At 60.0% G+C, this 16704-nt stretch carries 14 protein-coding genes; 7 read left to right on the top strand and 7 right to left on the bottom strand.

Annotated elements, in window-relative coordinates; genetic code table 11:
- The first annotated feature begins 16 nt into the window (after positions 1 to 16).
- Positions 17 to 661 (top strand): RNA polymerase sigma factor, encoded by a 645-nt coding sequence (locus N688_RS19265; RefSeq protein WP_052890797.1) that lies wholly within the window; start codon positions 17 to 19, stop codon positions 659 to 661.
- On the opposite strand, the gene N688_RS19260 is transcribed toward N688_RS19265, so the two are convergent.
- Positions 658 to 1539, bottom strand: a complete 882-nt coding sequence (locus tag N688_RS19260) for a class I SAM-dependent methyltransferase (protein ID WP_052890796.1) — start codon at positions 1537 to 1539, stop codon at positions 658 to 660. The two genes, N688_RS19265 and N688_RS19260, sit on opposite strands and share 4 nt — an antisense overlap.
- Positions 1540 to 1598: 59 nt before the next feature.
- The gene (locus N688_RS19255) at positions 1599 to 2606 is read right to left on the bottom strand and encodes a GAF domain-containing protein (RefSeq protein WP_052890795.1); all 1008 of its coding nucleotides are present in this window, start codon (positions 2604 to 2606) and stop codon (positions 1599 to 1601) included.
- Positions 2607 to 2764: 158 nt separating this feature from the next.
- On the opposite strand from N688_RS19255, the gene N688_RS24075 reads away from it, so the two are divergent.
- The 3 genes from N688_RS24075 to N688_RS19240 all read left to right on the top strand — a co-directional run bounded on the left by N688_RS24075 (position 2765) and on the right by N688_RS19240 (position 5356).
- Positions 2765 to 3091, top strand: coding sequence for a helix-turn-helix domain-containing protein (locus N688_RS24075; RefSeq protein ID WP_420341024.1), 327 nt, complete (start codon positions 2765 to 2767; stop codon positions 3089 to 3091).
- A gap of 524 nt (positions 3092 to 3615) precedes the next feature.
- Positions 3616 to 4437, top strand: coding sequence for an MBL fold metallo-hydrolase (locus N688_RS19245; RefSeq protein WP_052890793.1), 822 nt, complete (start codon positions 3616 to 3618; stop codon positions 4435 to 4437).
- Positions 4438 to 4567: 130 nt separating this feature from the next.
- Positions 4568 to 5356, top strand: a complete 789-nt coding sequence (locus tag N688_RS19240; RefSeq protein ID WP_052890792.1) for an enoyl-CoA hydratase-related protein — start codon at positions 4568 to 4570, stop codon at positions 5354 to 5356.
- Positions 5357 to 5554: 198 nt separating this feature from the next.
- Here the strand turns inward: N688_RS19240 and N688_RS19235 are convergent, their stop codons facing one another.
- Positions 5555 to 7045 (bottom strand): APC family permease, encoded by a 1491-nt coding sequence (locus tag N688_RS19235; protein WP_052890791.1) that lies wholly within the window; start codon positions 7043 to 7045, stop codon positions 5555 to 5557.
- A gap of 462 nt (positions 7046 to 7507) precedes the next feature.
- Complete coding sequence (locus tag N688_RS19230) at positions 7508 to 8140, bottom strand: PadR family transcriptional regulator (protein WP_052890790.1); 633 nt, start codon at positions 8138 to 8140, stop codon at positions 7508 to 7510.
- A 382-nt stretch (positions 8141 to 8522) separates the two neighbouring features.
- On the opposite strand from N688_RS19230, the gene N688_RS19225 reads away from it, so the two are divergent.
- From N688_RS19225 to N688_RS19215, 3 genes are all read left to right on the top strand, one after another.
- Positions 8523 to 9032 (top strand): hypothetical protein, encoded by a 510-nt coding sequence (locus N688_RS19225; RefSeq protein WP_052890789.1) that lies wholly within the window; start codon positions 8523 to 8525, stop codon positions 9030 to 9032.
- Between the two features lie 265 nt (positions 9033 to 9297).
- On the top strand, positions 9298 to 10764 hold the full coding sequence (locus tag N688_RS19220) for an FHA domain-containing protein (RefSeq protein ID WP_052890788.1): 1467 nt from the start codon (positions 9298 to 9300) through the stop codon (positions 10762 to 10764).
- A gap of 292 nt (positions 10765 to 11056) precedes the next feature.
- Positions 11057 to 12286 carry a M48 family metallopeptidase gene (locus tag N688_RS19215; RefSeq protein ID WP_052890787.1) on the top strand — a complete coding sequence of 410 codons (1230 nt, stop codon included), beginning with the start codon at positions 11057 to 11059 and terminating at the stop codon, positions 12284 to 12286.
- Between the two features lie 169 nt (positions 12287 to 12455).
- On the opposite strand, the gene N688_RS19210 is transcribed toward N688_RS19215, so the two are convergent.
- The 3 genes from N688_RS19210 to N688_RS19200 all read right to left on the bottom strand — a co-directional run bounded on the left by N688_RS19210 (position 12456) and on the right by N688_RS19200 (position 16524).
- A complete protein-coding gene (locus N688_RS19210) occupies positions 12456 to 13520 on the bottom strand; it encodes an LLM class flavin-dependent oxidoreductase (RefSeq protein WP_052890786.1) in 1065 nt (354 codons plus the stop codon).
- 335 nt (positions 13521 to 13855) lie between these two features.
- The gene (locus tag N688_RS19205; RefSeq protein ID WP_052890785.1) at positions 13856 to 14050 is read right to left on the bottom strand and encodes a hypothetical protein; all 195 of its coding nucleotides are present in this window, start codon (positions 14048 to 14050) and stop codon (positions 13856 to 13858) included.
- 296 nt (positions 14051 to 14346) lie between these two features.
- Entirely contained in the window at positions 14347 to 16524 is a 2178-nt protein-coding gene (locus N688_RS19200; RefSeq protein WP_081839027.1) for a polysaccharide lyase family protein, read from the bottom strand.
- Positions 16525 to 16704 lie beyond the last annotated feature (180 nt).

Below are 16704 nucleotides of genomic sequence, written 5' to 3'. Positions count from 1 at the left end.
GGGAGGAGAAGAACAGATGGGCAGTCCACACCTGTTGGCGCTGAACTGGGAAGAGATCTATGTCAGGCTGCGTCGCCTGGTACGGCGGCTGATTGCGCACTACAGCGTTGCTGCCTGGCGCGGTCAAGAAGAGGACCTGGCTGAAGACATCGTCCAAGAGAGTATCAGGCGCTTCATCGAGCGTCAACCGCGCGTCGAGCGTGGTGAGATCGAGCCGGCGCGTTCGCCAGAGCACATGCTGTTCACCATTGCCTACAACTGTTGTCTGGACCTCTACCGGCGCGAGCGACGTCTGATCCACACTGGTGGGGAATACTTGCCGGTGCTCAAAGAGACAGAAGAAAGAGAACCAGCGGACCAGGCCCTGGAAGGGATCTATCAACAAGAGCTGTTTACCATCGTTGCTCGCGAAGTAGAGCACTTTCCCCAGGGGCAGCGGCGCGCCCTTCTCATCGACCTGGCTGAATTGATGAGCTTTGATGAGGAGCCAACAACACTCCAGCATGCCTTTTTGAAGCAAGGCATCGATCTCAGCCGCTATCGTGACTGGCCGGAAGACCGGCGGCAACATGAACAGCGCGTTGCACTGCGCAACCATGCCTATCGGCGTTTGGCGCGGTTGTCCAGCATCCGTGCCTATGTAGCGGGCCATGAGCACTAGCTCCGCGGCTTATAACCCCAGACCGTTAGAAAGAACTGCAGGCCGCAGAAGCTCTCATCCGCGGCCTCAGCGCGTGCCTGCTCATAGAGGCGATTGAACGTCTCCCGGCTCAAGCCGACCACCTTCAGATAAAACGGCTCAAGCAGTTTCAGGGAGACAAGACCATTCTGATACCAATCCTCATAGCGAGGGGTGCCGGAGGAAATAGTCTCGGCGTAGGCGCGCATCTGGATCGAAACACAGCCGGCATCGCGCAGTAAGCGCTCCAGCATAGGCAACACATCGAGGTGGTGCCGTGTCTCCGAGAAAGTATAGCCAGCACGTGTCAGTCCGAGGGCCAGCAAGAGAGACAGCTCCTCACAAGCCGGTTTATTGCAGATTGGCAGATCGGCCTCCGTCAGGCGGATAATGCCGCCGGGGCGGCAGATGCGCAGGCACTCCTGAAGAAAAGCAGGCCAGGAGCGGGCAGGCATAAAGGTTGAGATGAAGCGAGCATTGATCAAATCGAAGCTTTCGTCCTTAAAGGCCAAAGGTTTTAAGGCATCCATGACCTGAAAAGAGACGTTCGTCAGCTGCTGAGTTGCGGCCAGTGTTCGGGCAAACTCGATCATTCGCTGACTGATATCGATGCCGACTACGCGCAGATGGTGATAGGATTCAGCCAACTCCAAGGCCCAGCCGCCGGGGCCGCAAGCCACATCGAGAACGTCCTGCAGGCCCGAGACATCCGTCAGCTCTGGCAGTGGGCCGCCCATCGCCTGGGTGACCAGCTGGCCGTGATGCAGCAGGCGAGCCAGCTCAGCCGTATTTTCCGCATCGATAATGTAGGTGCCACTGCTGTTCAAGAGCGCCTCAACCTGCTGGAGACCGGTCAACATAGCCCATGCGATCCTTTCTTTTCTTCCCTGAGACGTGGCACGCGCTGAGCGAACGACGCTCATTCAGTGGCCTGCTCCGTTGGAGGCTGCACAGGAGTAGCTAAAAAGGCAGCCATCACCTGCTCCTCTGCCTCGCGGCGTGTCAGCGGCTGCCCTCGTCGCTCGGCCTGGCTCAGCAATTCATTCACACGCTGATTGAAGGTGGCCATATAAGCGTTCTGGACAGATTCAGAGGGCATCAGGCGAAGCTCAATATCTTTAACATCATAGAACTCATCATCGCGAAACGCCAGACTGAGCAGATAGGCGTAGTTCTGAATGAGGGCCAGCCGCCCGTGCAGGAAGTAGTCGCGCTGCGTACTGATAATCAGCAAGGCGCCGGCCACCTGTCCCGCCCGCTGCAGGGGGTAAGCGGCGGCGCTGCGGGCCTCGCTCTCCAGCGCCTGGGGAATAACCAGGTCGGAAGCCTCTTGCAGATTCTGCACCACTGCCGGGCGGCACTGGGTCACAGCGTAGCCCACCAGCGACTCGGCCCCCAGAAAGTAGCCGCGGCGAGCGATACTGGTCAGGGCCTGGCTCTTCTCCAGGAAGACCTCGCGGAGACAGGTGATCTTCTGCTGAGGAGGAAGCGGACGTTGACACTGGGCAATGCTGGCGGCAATCCCGATATGCTGTGGATCGAGCTGACGAATCAGCTGCTGCATCACCAGGTTCATAATCGTCCAGGAGCGCAGGCTCTCCACGACGGTGGCGTGGGCTTCCAGGATGCGCGCATAGAGCACCGGCGGTACCTCCTTCACCACCGGGTCGATGAAGACCGAGCCGGGGTCATCCTCTAGCGCGTCCGGAAACTCCTGGCGGATCAGCTGGATCAGCTGCTCGCGATGGGGCGGCAGCGCCTCAACCAGGCGATTGAGCAGCGAGCGTGGCCGGGGCGACGATTCATGCGTCGCCCAGCGAGTGAGCGTGACCGGGTCGACGCCCATTTCGTTGGCGATGCGCTGTTTCTCTTTGGTATCCCGAATAACAGCAGCGAGGAATTCGCGCCAGGTTCTGGGTTCTTGCATGGCTTCTGCCCCATTTCTGTGAGACTGCCATCCAATTATAGCCTACTCTCCCCTACCTTGTCGATCCTGTCCACTCTCCGCGGGTGAATTATGTGACTTCTGTACAGAAATTTCTTCCTACAGACTATGCAATTGGTATTGACAATTGTAAATGGGGAATGGTATATTCAGCAAAGCAGGAAGTGCCTGCAAGAGTAGCACCCCTGCCGATACCAGAAGAGGGGTACGCTGTGCCCGAGGGGGTAAGGGGGAGAGAAGCTCTCGGGCACCCGGCACGACATTCTACAAAGAAAGGACAGATCATGGAGGAACTACTGACCATTAGCGAGGTTGCCAGAGTCTTGCGCGTTGATGCGACTACCGTGCGCCGTTGGGTAAAACACGGTGTCCTTGATGCTGTGTTGCTACCCCATAAGGGTCGTCGCCATTGCTATCGCATCAAGAGAACCACGCTCAATAAGGTTATGAACTCAACTAACGTGTAAGGCACGCTCTGGCGTCCTGCCGGTGTGGCATGACCGGCACGCCGCCGGCTCGTTTCTGCCTGGCCCTGACCGGGAGAGAAGCGAGCGCAAGACTTACAGCGCGCACCTTTGATACGAGATTATCGCTCGCTCATCTCATGCGGGCGTGTAATCAGGGCGAGGCCAGCGATCCTCGTATCTGCATTACCTGCAGCTGATCGCTGGTCATCGCCCTGGCTGATTTTTATAGTGGAATAATATACTATCTCACTGAAGCACAATCCCACTGCAAAACCCCTCTTCCTTGCAGTCATCGCTCGTCGCCTCTCCCCGGGTCCCTGGTTGGAAGTCCTGCTCCACGGGTGATATGATGTTGCTGGCCAGGTGACCGGGCCGGGCAGACGCCCTGCGGTTTGGCCTGTATCCATGCCTGGCCTGCGCCGGTGGGGAAGCAGAGCCTGTCTGTTTGCCTCGGGGAAGTTGTTAGTGTTACTGGCCCATCTTGTTGACCACTGGCCCAGCTAGTTCGAGGAGTCACGAGAGTAATGGAGCTTTGGATCTGTGTCGCCTGTGGTACCCAGTTCGCTCCCAGTGCGGAGCCACCTCGTGAGTGCCCCATCTGTCTTGATCAGCGACAATACGTGGGCTATGAGGGCCAGCGTTGGACGACCCTGGCTGAGCTGCGGGCCAGCGGCCTGCGCAACGTCTTTAAGGAGCATGAGCCGCGCCTGATCGGCATTGGCAGCGAGCCGGCTTTTGCCATTGGGCAGCGTGCCTTGCTGGTGCAAAGCACCGAAGGCAATCTTCTCTGGGACTGCATTTCCTTCCTTGATGAGGAGACGGTTGAGCAGGTTCAGGCTCTTGGCGGTTTACGGGCCATTGCTATCTCGCATCCACACTACTATAGCAGTATGGTGGAGTGGGCTGAGCGCTTCTCGGTTCCTGTCTACCTGCATGCCGCCGACCAGCGCTGGGTGATGCGCTCCTCTGAGCTTCTGGTCTTCTGGTCGGGGGAGCGGCTTGATCTGTTCGGTGGGGTGACGCTCATACGCCTGGGAGGCCATTTCCCTGGGGGCACGGTCCTCTACTGGCCTGATGGGGCCGAGGGTCGGGGGGCGCTGCTCAGTGGCGATATCATCCAGGTGGTGGCCGACCGGCGCTGGGTCAGCTTTATGTATAGCTACCCCAATCTGATTCCGCTGCCTGCTTTCGAAGTGGAGCGTATCCGCGCCGCCATTGCCCCGTATCGCTTCGAGCGCCTCTATGGGGCCTGGTTTGAGCGTGTGGTCTTGTCCGGGGCCCACGCGGCAGTCATGCGCTCGGCTGAGCGTTATGTGCAGGCGCTGGCAGGCCAGTTGCCGGCCTGAGTCGTGCGGGCAGTTCGCTCTGTGCCTTCCTGGTTAGCTCGCTCAGGTGCCGCCAAGACGAGGGTTGCAGTGTCGTTGACAATTGTCGCTTCTGTCAATGGTAGCCAGTGCGACGAAAGGAGTCTGTGCCATGCAGTATGAACTGGTCGAGGTACGCTATGAGGGCGACTACGCCACCATTACACTCAATCATCCTCAGCGGCGCAATGCCCTCTCGCTCAAGATGATGGAGGAGCTGACCGCGGCTTTTAACGAGGTGGGGGGGAGCACCGCGCTGGGGATCATTCTGGCGGCCAATGGTCCGGCCTTCAGCGCAGGCCATGACTTTGCCGACATGGTGGGGCAAGACCTGGTAGCAATGCGCCGCCTCCTGCAAGTCTGTACACACTTGATGAACACTATTCAGGCCATCCCTCAGCCCGTACTGGCGCGCGTGCATGCCATTGCGACCGCCGCCGGCTGCCAGCTCGTGGCTACCTGTGATCTGGCGGTGGCCTCGACTGAGGCGAAGTTTGCGACGCCTGGCGGGAAAGGGGGCTGGTTCTGCACCACGCCGATGGTGGCAGTCAGCCGCAATATCGGGCGCAAGCGGGCCCTGGAGATGCTGCTGACTGGTGAGCCGATCGATGCGCAGACAGCCTATGAATGGGGGCTAGTGAATCGTGTTGTGCCGCCCGAGTGCCTGGTGGAGGAGGCCCAGCGCTTGTTAGAGGCCGCGACTCGCGGCAGCTTTATCTCGAAGGGTCTCGGCAAGCAGGCGTTCTATGCGCAGATCGATTTGCCGCAGCCCCAGGCTTATGCCTACGCGCTGGAGGTGATGGCGGCCAGCTCCCAGCTGCCCGATGCCCAGGAGGGAATGCAGGCCTTTCTAGAAAAGCGACCTCCGCGCTTCCTCCGTCCTGGCGAGCGCTCCGAATAAGCTCCAGAAGCCTGCCTGGTCTTCTCTTCCCAGAGAGATGGCCCTTGATGACAAGCACAGTCTGCCGCCCTGCTCGTGATCGGACGAAGCGAGCGGAGGCGCAGAAGAAACACGGCAAAGATGGGCGCCTGACCGCTCAGCCCAGCGACAAGGCCAGGTGATCAGGCGCCTGCAGGGGGACGAACGAGGCTGGCTGATCTACGATCCCGTTATTCTCATGCGCTGCCAGCTGGTCTGGCTACTCGCGTAGAGGCTGCCGATGAGGGCGGCGACGAGCATGATGCTCGTCAGGGCGATGACACTGTATTGCCAGTGGGCGTTGTCGAGCTGCTGGGGAATCCAGGAGACCAGCAGCGAGGAGACGACCGAGATCAGGGAGGCCAGCGGGCCGATGACAATGGCTGGCCAGAGCAGCCAGCGCGGCATGATCAGTCTGGGCAGCACCTGCTCCCCTCGCTTGAGCAGGAGGAGCGCAAGGTCGACGTAGACGAAGACCAGGATCGTCTGCCAGACAGTCCCTACTGAGGCAATGCTGACGTTATAGAAGATCAGCGAGAAATTGCGGGCGTCGGCGAAGAAGAGAATATAGGGGATGGCAAGAAAGATCAGCAGGGCCAAGAGCGCAGCGATCGTCGTCTGGAGAGCGATGGCGCTGGTCGGCACGCGCTCGCGGTTAAGCCGGCCAAGGCGTCCGGGCAGGCGCTGATCGATGCTTCCCACGAAGAGCAGGCGAGCGAACGAGTAATTATACGCCGTAGCGGCCATTAAGTAAGCGAAGAGGAGCGCCACCACTGTGATGTTGCCCGCCACCTTTCCCAGAACGCTATCTACCACCGTGATCAGGGCGAAGGGGTTGGAGGTGGTGGCAGGCCCCTGCACAAGCAAGAGGGTGAGCGTACTGGCCAGGTAGCCGAAGAGCACGACCAGGGTGCTCCAGCGCAGGTAGCCCGGAATGGCCTCGCGCTCGTAAATTTCTGCTCCCATATTCAGCGGCATTGCGGCCCCTCCATAGGCCCCGCAGATCAGGCCGAAGAGACTCAGGTGCGCCAGGGTAGGTATCCAGTCGGAGAGTGTACGGAAGCTGGTAGCTGGCTGGTGGCCACGCACCAACCAGATAGCTCCAGCGCTGCTGATGAGGAGAATGCTGAGCAAGCTGGCACAGAAGCCGACATTGACGAGGTTTTGGGCGGTACGCAGGCGGCGGCTGGCGAGGAGGCCCGAGAGAGCGATCAGGGCCAGAATCGCCAGTCCTTGTTGCCAGGGTTCAGTCAACCAGCTATGGTTCAGCCCCTGGAGGTAGCTAATCATTGTAGCAGCAGACGTCACGATGAGCAGAGGACCTGGCAACCACCAGCAGAAACCGATGAGGAAGCTCCAATAGCGACCAAGAGCGTGGTGGGTCCAGCTGTAAAGGCTACCATCGTGAGGAAACAGCACACCGAGCTGAGCTGAGACGATCACGGATGGCAGGAAGTAAAAGACGCCTCCGAGGAACCAGAGAAGCAACGCCGCCGCACCACTGCTCGCGGCGGTGGTCGAGTTCGTTAGATAGAGCATGCCCAAGACGCAGACGGCTGTGAGGTCGAAGGTCCCCAAAACGGGTGGCATGGCCTTGGGCACGTAGCTTTCGGAAGGAAGCTCCTGTTCTGCTTCTCCTGTTAGCTCGGGGGTGACGGTTGATTGTCTCATTGGTTCTCCTTTGGGCCTTGAAGACCTGATAGTGAGGGAAGGCTCAGACCACTCGAAAGAAGGCCGTTACTGGGATCAAACAGGGTGCGCGTGCGTGGCTGATTCTGGTCCTGTGGCAGCTTGCCCTGGCTTCCCCTGCTTCCCTGCGTCCTGTCTGGGGCGCGTGTCTCGCACGCGCTCGCAACTGCCTGAGCACATCATGCCCGTCGTGGTTCACGTGGCATAGAGATCTGGCAAGCTCTACAAGAGAAAACGTGACCAGGACGTATATCCCTCTTGGCACCTCTCGCCTGGCTCAATCCTGCTCGTGTGTTAGGAGGACCCGAGATGTACAGGATGCGAGATTCCTCTTCAAGAATAACACAGGTTCATTGCTGGCTACCAGGGGAGAGAGGAGGAAAGTAGCCTTATTGGGGGGCAAGCTCGAGCGTAAGAGGCAACTGTTGGGAGATCGTCGTCAGACTAGCTCTTATCTGACAAGCGTTGCTTCAGGCGTGCAATAGCGTGCTCAGTGACCTCCAGGCCAGCGCGCAGAACTGCCTCTTTGTACTCGCGCACGAGCATCTGATACTCTAGCAGGCGAGGGCGGCGTGTTGGCCGGTTGGCGTATTGTTGCCGAGCCCATTCCATATGCTGCAGTTGCCGGAGGAGGCTCTCGCGATGTTGGAGGAGGTGCTGCAGCGCCGTGGCGTCGGAGGTCTCGCCGCAGAAAAAGAGCTTAGTCAGAAATTCATCCTTGGTGAAGCGCTCGGGAGTCGGCTCGTTGAGCCAGTGGTCTAGCTCGGCCTCCCCTCGCGGCGTCAAACGGTAGAGCTTGCGGTTGGGGCGACTCTTCTGCTCGATGACCTCGACCTCTACCAGCCCTTCGTGCCTGAGACTTTTGAGCGTTGTATAAATCTGGCTGCTGCCCGCGTTCCAATAGCTGGCGATGGCTCGATCGAAGGCCTGTTTGATGTCGTAGCCTGTCATGGGCCGCGTACCGAGCAATCCCAGGATAATGTAGCGAAGGGTATTGCGCGAAGCCAGGGAACCAGGGGGGGCCTCCTCTTCCCCTTCCTCTTCTTCATAAGCCGAGTGGGATAGTCTTTCAACCATAGGACCTCTTCTTTCCTCTTCTCCGACTGACCAGGTGGTAAGGCTTGGATGCTATTGTCTGTCTGCCTGTCTGCCTGCACAGGCAAGCTGACAAATAGGGTGATGCGCTCGCTGGCAGCGGCCAGGGGCCGTCTTGGGAGCCATTGCATTTTACTATTATAGCACTATCTGTGGCAGTGGGGCGGGCAAGAGAGGCAGCTCTCGAATGGGAACCCAGATCGTGGTCAAATTTTTAACCTCTCTCTCTGCGAGTCGTATATCTTTACGAAGCAAGTAAGACTTCCGCTTGGTACAAGGGAAGCGCCGGTGAGGGCTGGCTGATTCCGTTGGGGGCCTCGTCCGGGAAGTAGCCAGGTTGAGATAAAGCAGAATAGGAGAGGATATGAGTACTCGTTTTTACAATACCCAAGAGATCGATCTGGAGCGTCTGGCCCATGATCTGGAGAGCATCTTGCAAGCGAAGGGCTACCAGACGCAGCAATTTGGCAGCGGCGATCAGAAAGTGGTACAGTTGAGAAAGGGAGGCGACTTCGAGCGGCTTCTTGGCTTACAGGCGGCGCTGGCCGTGGTGATCCAACGCACGGCTGGGGGGATCTCGGTCACCACTGGTCAGCAGCAGTGGGCCGAGAAGGCAGTGGTGGGAGTGGCCGGCATGGCCATTCCGCCGCTGTGGCCCTTGCTCTTTACAGCGGGCATTGGGGCTGTGCGCCAGGCAACCCTGGGCAACGAGGTGCTCTGGATTGTCGACGGCCTGATTCGCCAGCAGCAGCCGGGAGTCCAGAGCTGGCCACCTGCGCCGGGCTTCGGCTTCCCTGGCTGGCAGCCGCCACAGCCTCCTCCCGCACCGTCTGGACCGCAGTCGCCTTCTTCGCCCGCTGAGCCTGCCCAGTAGAGAGGAGGAGACTCTGCTCAGCTGCCAGGGCTGCTAGGGCTGGTATCCTACGGTGACATCGACTCAGGTGCACCTGCTGTTGAGATGAGGCCGCGCCGTTGCTGCAGCCGGTGGAGTACGGCGCGGCCCTCCCTTGCTCTGGTTGGGTCTGTGCCCTGTGCAGACACTCTCTGTCGGAGGGGAGCGAGGAGGGCAGTGAGCGGCTGCTGCTGAGCTAACAGAGCGAGTTGAGAAGCGCCTCGCTACCGCAGAAGGGAAAAGACCAATGGATGCCCGATTTTATACATCTCAAGATATTGATATACCGCGTCTGGCTACCGATCTGGAGAATGTCTATCGTGCCAAGGGGTATCAGACGCAGCAGTTTAGTAATTCCGATCAGGCCCTGGTGCAGTTGAAGAAGGGCGGCGACTTTGAGGCCGTGCTCGGAATGCAGGCTGCCCTCTCGGTGACGCTGCAGCGTGTCTCGGGGGGAGTGCTGGCGATGATTGGCCAGCAGCGCTGGATGGATAAAGCGGCAGTTGGGACGATAGGGGCTGTGGGGGCGATGGTCATCCCGGTACTGCTGCCGCTGGCGATTACTGCCGGTGTAGGCGCAGTACGTCAGGCGAGCCTGGCCAATGAGGTGCTCAATATTGTTGATGGCCTGGTGCGCCAGCAGCGTCCCGAGGTGCAGATTGGCCCGATTCCTCCTTCGCTTCTGCCGCAGGTTCAGCAACAGTGGGGGGGGCCAACGATGTCGGCGGGTCCCTATGGGGCGGTGCCGACGCCGCCGCCCGGTTCGCCGTCCTATGTGCCGCCCTACGTGCCGTCCACGCCGGCGCCAGCAGCTCCCGCGGCGATGCCCAGGCAGCCCGCTGCTGGCCTGCGCTGTCCCCAGTGCAATACACCGTATGAGCCGGGCGATACCTTCTGCTCGGGCTGCGGGCGGGCCCTCAAGCAGCTCTGTCCTAATTGCAAAACAGAGCTGAAGCCTAATGCGGCCTTCTGCCCGAAGTGTGGGGCTTCAACTTTCCAGTCCCAGGGTTCAGGAGTGCGGAGCGTACAGTCTCCTGCTCAGCCGGCTCCGTCTCCGGCACCGGCGAAGCCGCCGGTAGCCCCTCCTCCTGCGCCGCCGGCTAAGCCCCCGATCCAGCCCTATGCTTCCCAGGTACCGGCGAAGCCGCCAGTGATTCCCAAGCCAACGGTGACCTTTATTCCTGGGCCTGGGGCGCACGATAAGGGAGCGGGGACGGGCTCCAGCTCTAGTGCTGAGCCGACGATTGCGGCCTCTTCTGTGCCCACTGTGCAGGTCCCTGGCCTTCAGCCGCCTGCGCCCGCTGTCCCTGCGGCTCCTGTCTCGCCGCCACCGCCTGGCCCACCCCAGCCGATCAAAGCTCGTCCGGCCAGTGAGCCGCGTTCTGATCCCAATGCGCCGTGGGGACGACTGATCTTTAGCGATGGCCGTGAGCTTATCCTGACGGGTGAGCGCCTGGTGGTAGGGCGCTACGATCATGACCTGGGCGGCTTGAAGCCCGATATTGATCTGGGTCCGATGGAGCATGCAGACACGGTTTCGCGCGTGCATGCACTTCTGGAACATATCGGCAGCACCTTTACCCTGACCGATTTGAATAGCACGAATGCAACGCGCATCAATGGGCGACGCCTGGAGCCGGATAAGGCGACCCCTCTCAGCGATGGCGACTCGCTCCACTTTGGGAAGGTCAGCTGCACTTTTCACACGCTCTGAGAGGATGCGGGCCGCTTCTCCCCGGCCTGATCTGCCTGACTGGCAGACCTGCCGGGGAGAGCCGCAAACTCCAGTGAACCAACCTCACTCATGCCTTGCGCCCAGCGAAGAGATCGGTGTCGAGGGCGGTCTCTGCTGCTGGGGTGATTGCTTGCCAGTTCCAGCAGCAAGGGCAGGCGGGCAAGATCGGCTTGCCCAGAGCAGAGCCTATGCGTTAAGATAAAGCGAAACAGGTTGACACGGGCTAGCCCGGTCTCTGCCGCTTATCATCGTGTGGAGGAAGGTAGCTTTTATGGAACGAGAGCAGTCTACACAACCAGCGCAGCAGAGAGAAGAGCCGCCAGCCAGGACTACCCAGCTTGATCCCCAGCGTCAGCGGGAGGCGCGTGAGTACGCGCGTCTCCGGCGGCAGCTCTGGCTTGTAGGGCTGGCCGTTGCCGCTGCTGGCCTGGTGGTCCTCTATCTCTTCCGGCTCGACCTCTGGCTGCGCGATCTCTTACAGCCGCTGGCCTGGCAGCCGCTCGCGGGCTGGTACCCGCTGCAGGTAGCCGGCTACTTCCTGGTCCTGCTCCTGGTTTACGAGCTGATCAGCGCTCCCCTGACTGTCTATCGCGGCTACGTCCTGCCGCGGCGCTATGGCCTCTCGGTGCAGACGCTGGGGGCCTGGCTAGGCGACCTGCTCAAGGGCTTGCTGTTGAGCATTGTCTTAGAGCTGGCAGCCCTGGAACTCATCTATCTTCTTCTGGCCAGGCAGCCGCTGACCTGGTGGCTCTGGGTGGCGCTGGTGATGCTCTTCTTCTCGGTGGTACTGGCCAATCTGGCCCCTGTCCTGATTCTGCCTCTCTTCTATCGCTTCACCCCCCTGCCGGATGGAGAGCTGAAAGCACGCCTGCTGGCGCTCGCTGAGCGTGCTCACACGCGCGTGCGCGGTGTCTTCACCATGCAGATGAGCAGCAAGACCACCGCGGCCAATGCGGCCCTGATGGGTCTGGGGAACACACGTCGCATCGTCGTTGGCGATACCCTGCTCGATCAATACACGCCTGACGAGATCGAAGTCGTTCTGGCGCATGAGCTGGGCCATCATGTTCACGGCGATATCTGGAAGCTCATCGCCAGCCAGTCGCTCTTGACCCTGGTAGCCCTCTATCTGATCAATGTCACCCTGCACTGGCTGGCCACGCCGCAGTTCGGCTATCACGGCCTGGCTGATCCGGCAACCCTGCCCCTGATTGCCCTGGTCAGTGCTGTGGTCGGCCTGATCTTCATGCCTGTAGGTAATGCCATGAGCCGCTATCTCGAATATCAGGCCGACGAGTATGCCCTGCTCACCACAGGCAAGAGCGAGGCGTTTCAGAGCATGATGACGCGCCTGGCCAATCAGAACCTTGCCGAGGCCGAGCCGGCCCCGCTGGTCGAGATCCTCTTTCACGACCATCCTTCGATCAAAAAGCGGCTGGAGCACGCCAAAGCGTTTGCGCGTCGCCAGCGCCATGATGATCTGAGCCTGGCCAGGCCCTGAGCCTCTTGCAAGTGGCCGGCAAATAGTGGATTGGGCTGAGCGAAGAGCAGAGCGACCTTCAGTTCAGTTCAGTTCAGGCCAGGCCAGGGACGTTGCACCAGACGAGAGCGAGCGGCACGTCCGTGGCCTGGCCTGTCTCCCCTTATCTCGACAGCGGCAGCAGGCCCGGTCAGGAGTGCAGGGCCTCCATCAGAGCGCTCAGGAGCTGGCCGGCCTCGTCCACCGAGCCGCCTGGCATGCTCAGCAGTGGCTGATCCAGGCCCTGCTCGGCCCATGCATCCAGTTTGGCCACGATCTCGCGCGGTGTTCCTACAATGGTCACGGCGTCGAGCATGTCTGGATCAACGGCCTCGATAGCGCTCTTCATGCCTTGTTTCCAGCCCTCGATGACAGCCTGCACCTGGTCCCCATAGCCGTGGCGGGTCAGCATCTCAGCGTAGTAGACGCCCATTTTCCCGATATAGTAGGCCAGAGGAGCGGCGGCCTGATAGCGAGCGGCCTGACGCATCTGCTCGTCGGCATTCTCAGGCAAGATTGCGCTGGTGATATAGGGAGCGATCAGCGCGCTGTGAGGGGGACGTCCGGCTCGTTGCGCGCCCTCATCCAGGTGCTGACGCAGCTCCTGCCACTTATGGCCAGGCCAGTAGACTGGCAAGACGCCGTCGGCGATCTCCCCGGTCTGAATCACGTTTTTCGGCCCCATTGCCGCGACGTAAATCGGCACATCCGCGCGTAGCGGCGTAAAACGCAGCTTAAAGCCACGCTCCAGCTTGAAGAACTGCCCATGATAGATGAGCTTCTCGTGGCGCAGGATCATCCTGATGATCTCAACGTACTCGCGTGTGCGCTGCAAGGGCTTTTCGAAGGGCACGCCGTGCCAGTGCTCGATGACATTGGCGCCTGAAGGGCCGAGACCAAGGATCATGCGCCCCCCAGAACGCTCATCCAGGGTGGCAACGGTGCTGGCGATCAGGGCCGGGGTGCGTGAGTAGATATTAGCAATGCCGGCGCCGAGCTTGATGCGCCTGGTCGCGCGAGCCAGGTCGGCCAGCGAGGTGAACAGCTCGTAGCCCCAGGACTCGCCCAGCCAGACCGAGTCAAAGCCCAGCTCATCGGCAATCTTGACCTTCTCGACAATCTCCTGCCAGGCTCCGGGAAATTGCGGCGAATCAGCCACCAGCCCCACGCGGCTCCGATAAGCCTTCGTCGCTGCAGGCGCGGAATCTGCGCTCATCCCTGCATACCTCCATTGGTGGAATTTGCTCCTATGCTGAAATTATAGCGCATGCAGATTGACGGCTGGCCGGGTTCCCGAATGACTGACTGGTCGCTTTCTCTGTCTACCCTGCCTGCCTGTCTGTTTGTCTGCCTGTCTGGAAGGCGCTTCGTCAGCGAGTTGCCTTCGTGAGCCGAGAGAAGAAAGGACCTTTTTCCTGTTGAGCACTGGCCTGCCCTGGCCCGGGACAAGCATCCTCGCTGGTCCTCACCTGACCGTGGCGGCAGGCCAGTTCTTTCTAGCCGCACTCTCTTTTCATCACGTAAGGTACTGGTTTGCCAGACAAGGCCCTATCAGGACTTCAGCGTCTTTTTGCGCTGGTTCCATTGATCCAGAGAGCGGACCACGAAGCGTGGCTGGCCACGCAGGTAAATGGCCAGACAGTAGTGGTCAGGTTGCCCCACCTCGGGCAAGATGTGTACCTCCACCGTTGGCGCTTCCTGTTGAATGAGTGTCTCTAGCTGCTGTGCCTCTTGATATGTGAGCATAGACGAAACCCTGGCTCATCAGAGCCAGCCTGTGATCGTTTTACCCGCAGTAACGGAGAAGACTGGTTAATCATTGCATTGATAAACGAAAGGGCTAGCACCAGGTCGGTGCCTTCGGGTGCCTTCGGACCGAGAGACTGGGAATGCAAGGGCCGTCAGGGCGGGTAAGCTCTGTCTGGGCAGCCGAGGGGGAGGGGAAAAAGGAACGATCAAAAGAGGCGCCTGTGGTCAGTCTCTGACCACAGGCGCCTTGTCCAAACCAAAGGAGGAGGGGAGAAGGTTGTATGGCTTCAGCTTCAGGAGAGCGCGCAGCTCTGCCCATTCAGGGCGAAGGAGGCTGGAGCAGGATTAGTAGTTGTCCAGGTGCCATTGAAGCCCAGGGTGGTCGATGTGCCTGGGGCCAACACGGCGTTATAACTCAAGCTGCTTGCGCTTACCTGGCTCCCCTGCTGACTGAAAGTAGCGTTCCAGCCCTGAGTGACCGTTTGGCCGGCGCTGAAGACAAATGTCAGCGTCCAGCCATTGACCGTCGTTGTCCCGCTGTTCGTCAGCGTGATACTGGCGGTGAAGCCGCCAGGCCACTGGCTGCTGACGCTATAGCTCACGTGGCAGGCGCTGCCTGCGGTGGCGGTCGGCGTTGGAGTCGCTGTTGCCGTAGGCCGCGCCGTTGGCGTAGGAGTTGGGGTCGGCGTTGGCGTTGAGGTCGTGCCACCGCCGGTCACCTGTGGCCCTACTTCCAGCTTGACAGTATCGTACATCGCTCCGCCGCCGCCGCTGACCGAAGTCATGGCGAAGGCTAGCGTGTTAGTCCCGATCTTCAGCAGCGAGGCCGGGAAGGTAAAGACCATCAGATGGTAGGAGCCGCTCTGATTGGCACTGCGGTAGATCGCCGCGTCGTTCGTATAGGCCGGGTAGGAGCCGATAGCCGTTCCATTCACGCGGAGCGTCACAGCGGCAGTACGCGTCATACCGGCCAGCGCCACTGTGAGATGAGCATCGCCGCTATAGCTTTGGCTGACAGAGAAGTTGACATTCCAGGTCCCGACTGCCGTCTGGGCATAGTACCAGTTGTTCGCGGGAGTGCTGGAGCCGATGGTATAGGTCAGGTTCGCCGGAACCTGGTTCCAAAGACCGTACTGACGCGGCAGATTGCCTAACCGGAACTCCGCCGCCTTGCGGTCCGCGGTGCCGATCTGCCAGAGGAGGGTACTATAGCGCACCGGCGTCCAGGTCAAGGTCCCCAGACTGGTACTTGTCCCTGTCACGTTCACATTGTCCAGCTCGTACTGATCCGTGATATCCCCGATACTGCCACCGTTGGCCCAGGCATAGAGACTATAGCTGCCAGGGCGCACCTGGCGGAGCGTGAAGTTCCCAGCGCTATCGGCCACCGTTGTAAAGATATAGCCAGCGCCCTGGGCGTAGACATCGCCGCCGGGCTGGGCCAGGGTAATCTGAGCGCCAGCGGCGGGACGTCCATCGGCCAGGCGCAGAGTACCTGTTACCGTAGCCCGACTGAGTGGATAGGCCGGGTTGGAGAGCCAGCTATAGGGCCATTGTTGCTGTTGAAGTGCGGCCTGTGCCTGGGCATCGCTGATACTCCCGTTGTTAAAGTAGACAAACCAGGGACCGAAGAGCTTGCCGTTGGGAATTGCTACCTCTGGCGTCCCAAAATGAGCACTGATGAGCATATTGAGGACAACAGCATCGCCGTTGCTACTGTCGACGTGGACCGTCAGGTCCTGCTTCAACGGGCCGCCATTGTTGTACTCGTGGCTGGGCGAAATCAGCCAGACGCCGTAGCCGTTGCCGTAGACCCCGTGCAGCAGATCCTGACTCATCAGGTAGGTGGCGGCATCGTATTTTGTATAGATAGTGCCATCGCTCAGCTGATAGGTTGAGTCCTGAAGCACAGTAGCCGACTGAATCTGGCTCAGCGTTGGGAAAGCGATGGCCGTCTCAACGCCATTGTAGCCAGTGCGGAAGATCGAGCCGTCGACGCGGTAGAGCGTGCGAAACTCACCGACCGTCCCGATGCCGGTGGCCAGAAAGTAAGAGTAAAGACCGCTCACGCCACTGCGAACGACGTAGTGCAGCTCGCCCCAGCTACTGATATAGGCGATATCGACCAGGCTGGAGGTATTGGTCACGACAGTGAGCTGTGTTGGACTGAAGCCCGTGCCACCATTGATCGAGCTGTAAAAGCCCTTGGCTGGCCCAATCAGCTCCTTGCCCTGCCAGACCAGCGAGTAGCCGGTACCGGAGCTATTGAACTTGATCGTGAAGAGGCCGTTGCTGATGGTGGCACTCATGCCAGAGACGCTCAAGGTCACGGGCGAAGCGGCTTGCACCGGCTCGCCGCGCAGCCCAGGCAGTGCTCTCACCACTGCCAGACTGGCCAAGACGAGCAGGAGGATCAACACACGGGAAAGTGCTCCCGGGAGGGGAAGAGAGCGGAGTCTCTTGCCTGACATGATACGATTCCTTTCTGAGGCTCATTCTGCTTTCATCCTGAAAAGCAGCCTAACGCGGTTGACCAAGGCTCCCTGATCTCGCCGGGTCCTGCACAGCCCTGGCGAGATCAATCTCCCTATATATAGAGAAGTATACATCAAAAGGATTGCTGCTAGCAGGAGGTGAGAAGAATGTCAGGT

The sequence above is a fragment of the Thermogemmatispora carboxidivorans genome (assembly GCF_000702505.1).
GTDB classification, from domain to species: domain Bacteria; phylum Chloroflexota; class Ktedonobacteria; order Ktedonobacterales; family Ktedonobacteraceae; genus Thermogemmatispora; species Thermogemmatispora carboxidivorans.
Note: the sequence above shows the minus strand (reverse complement) of the source record. Positions and strands in the feature narration are given on the sequence as shown.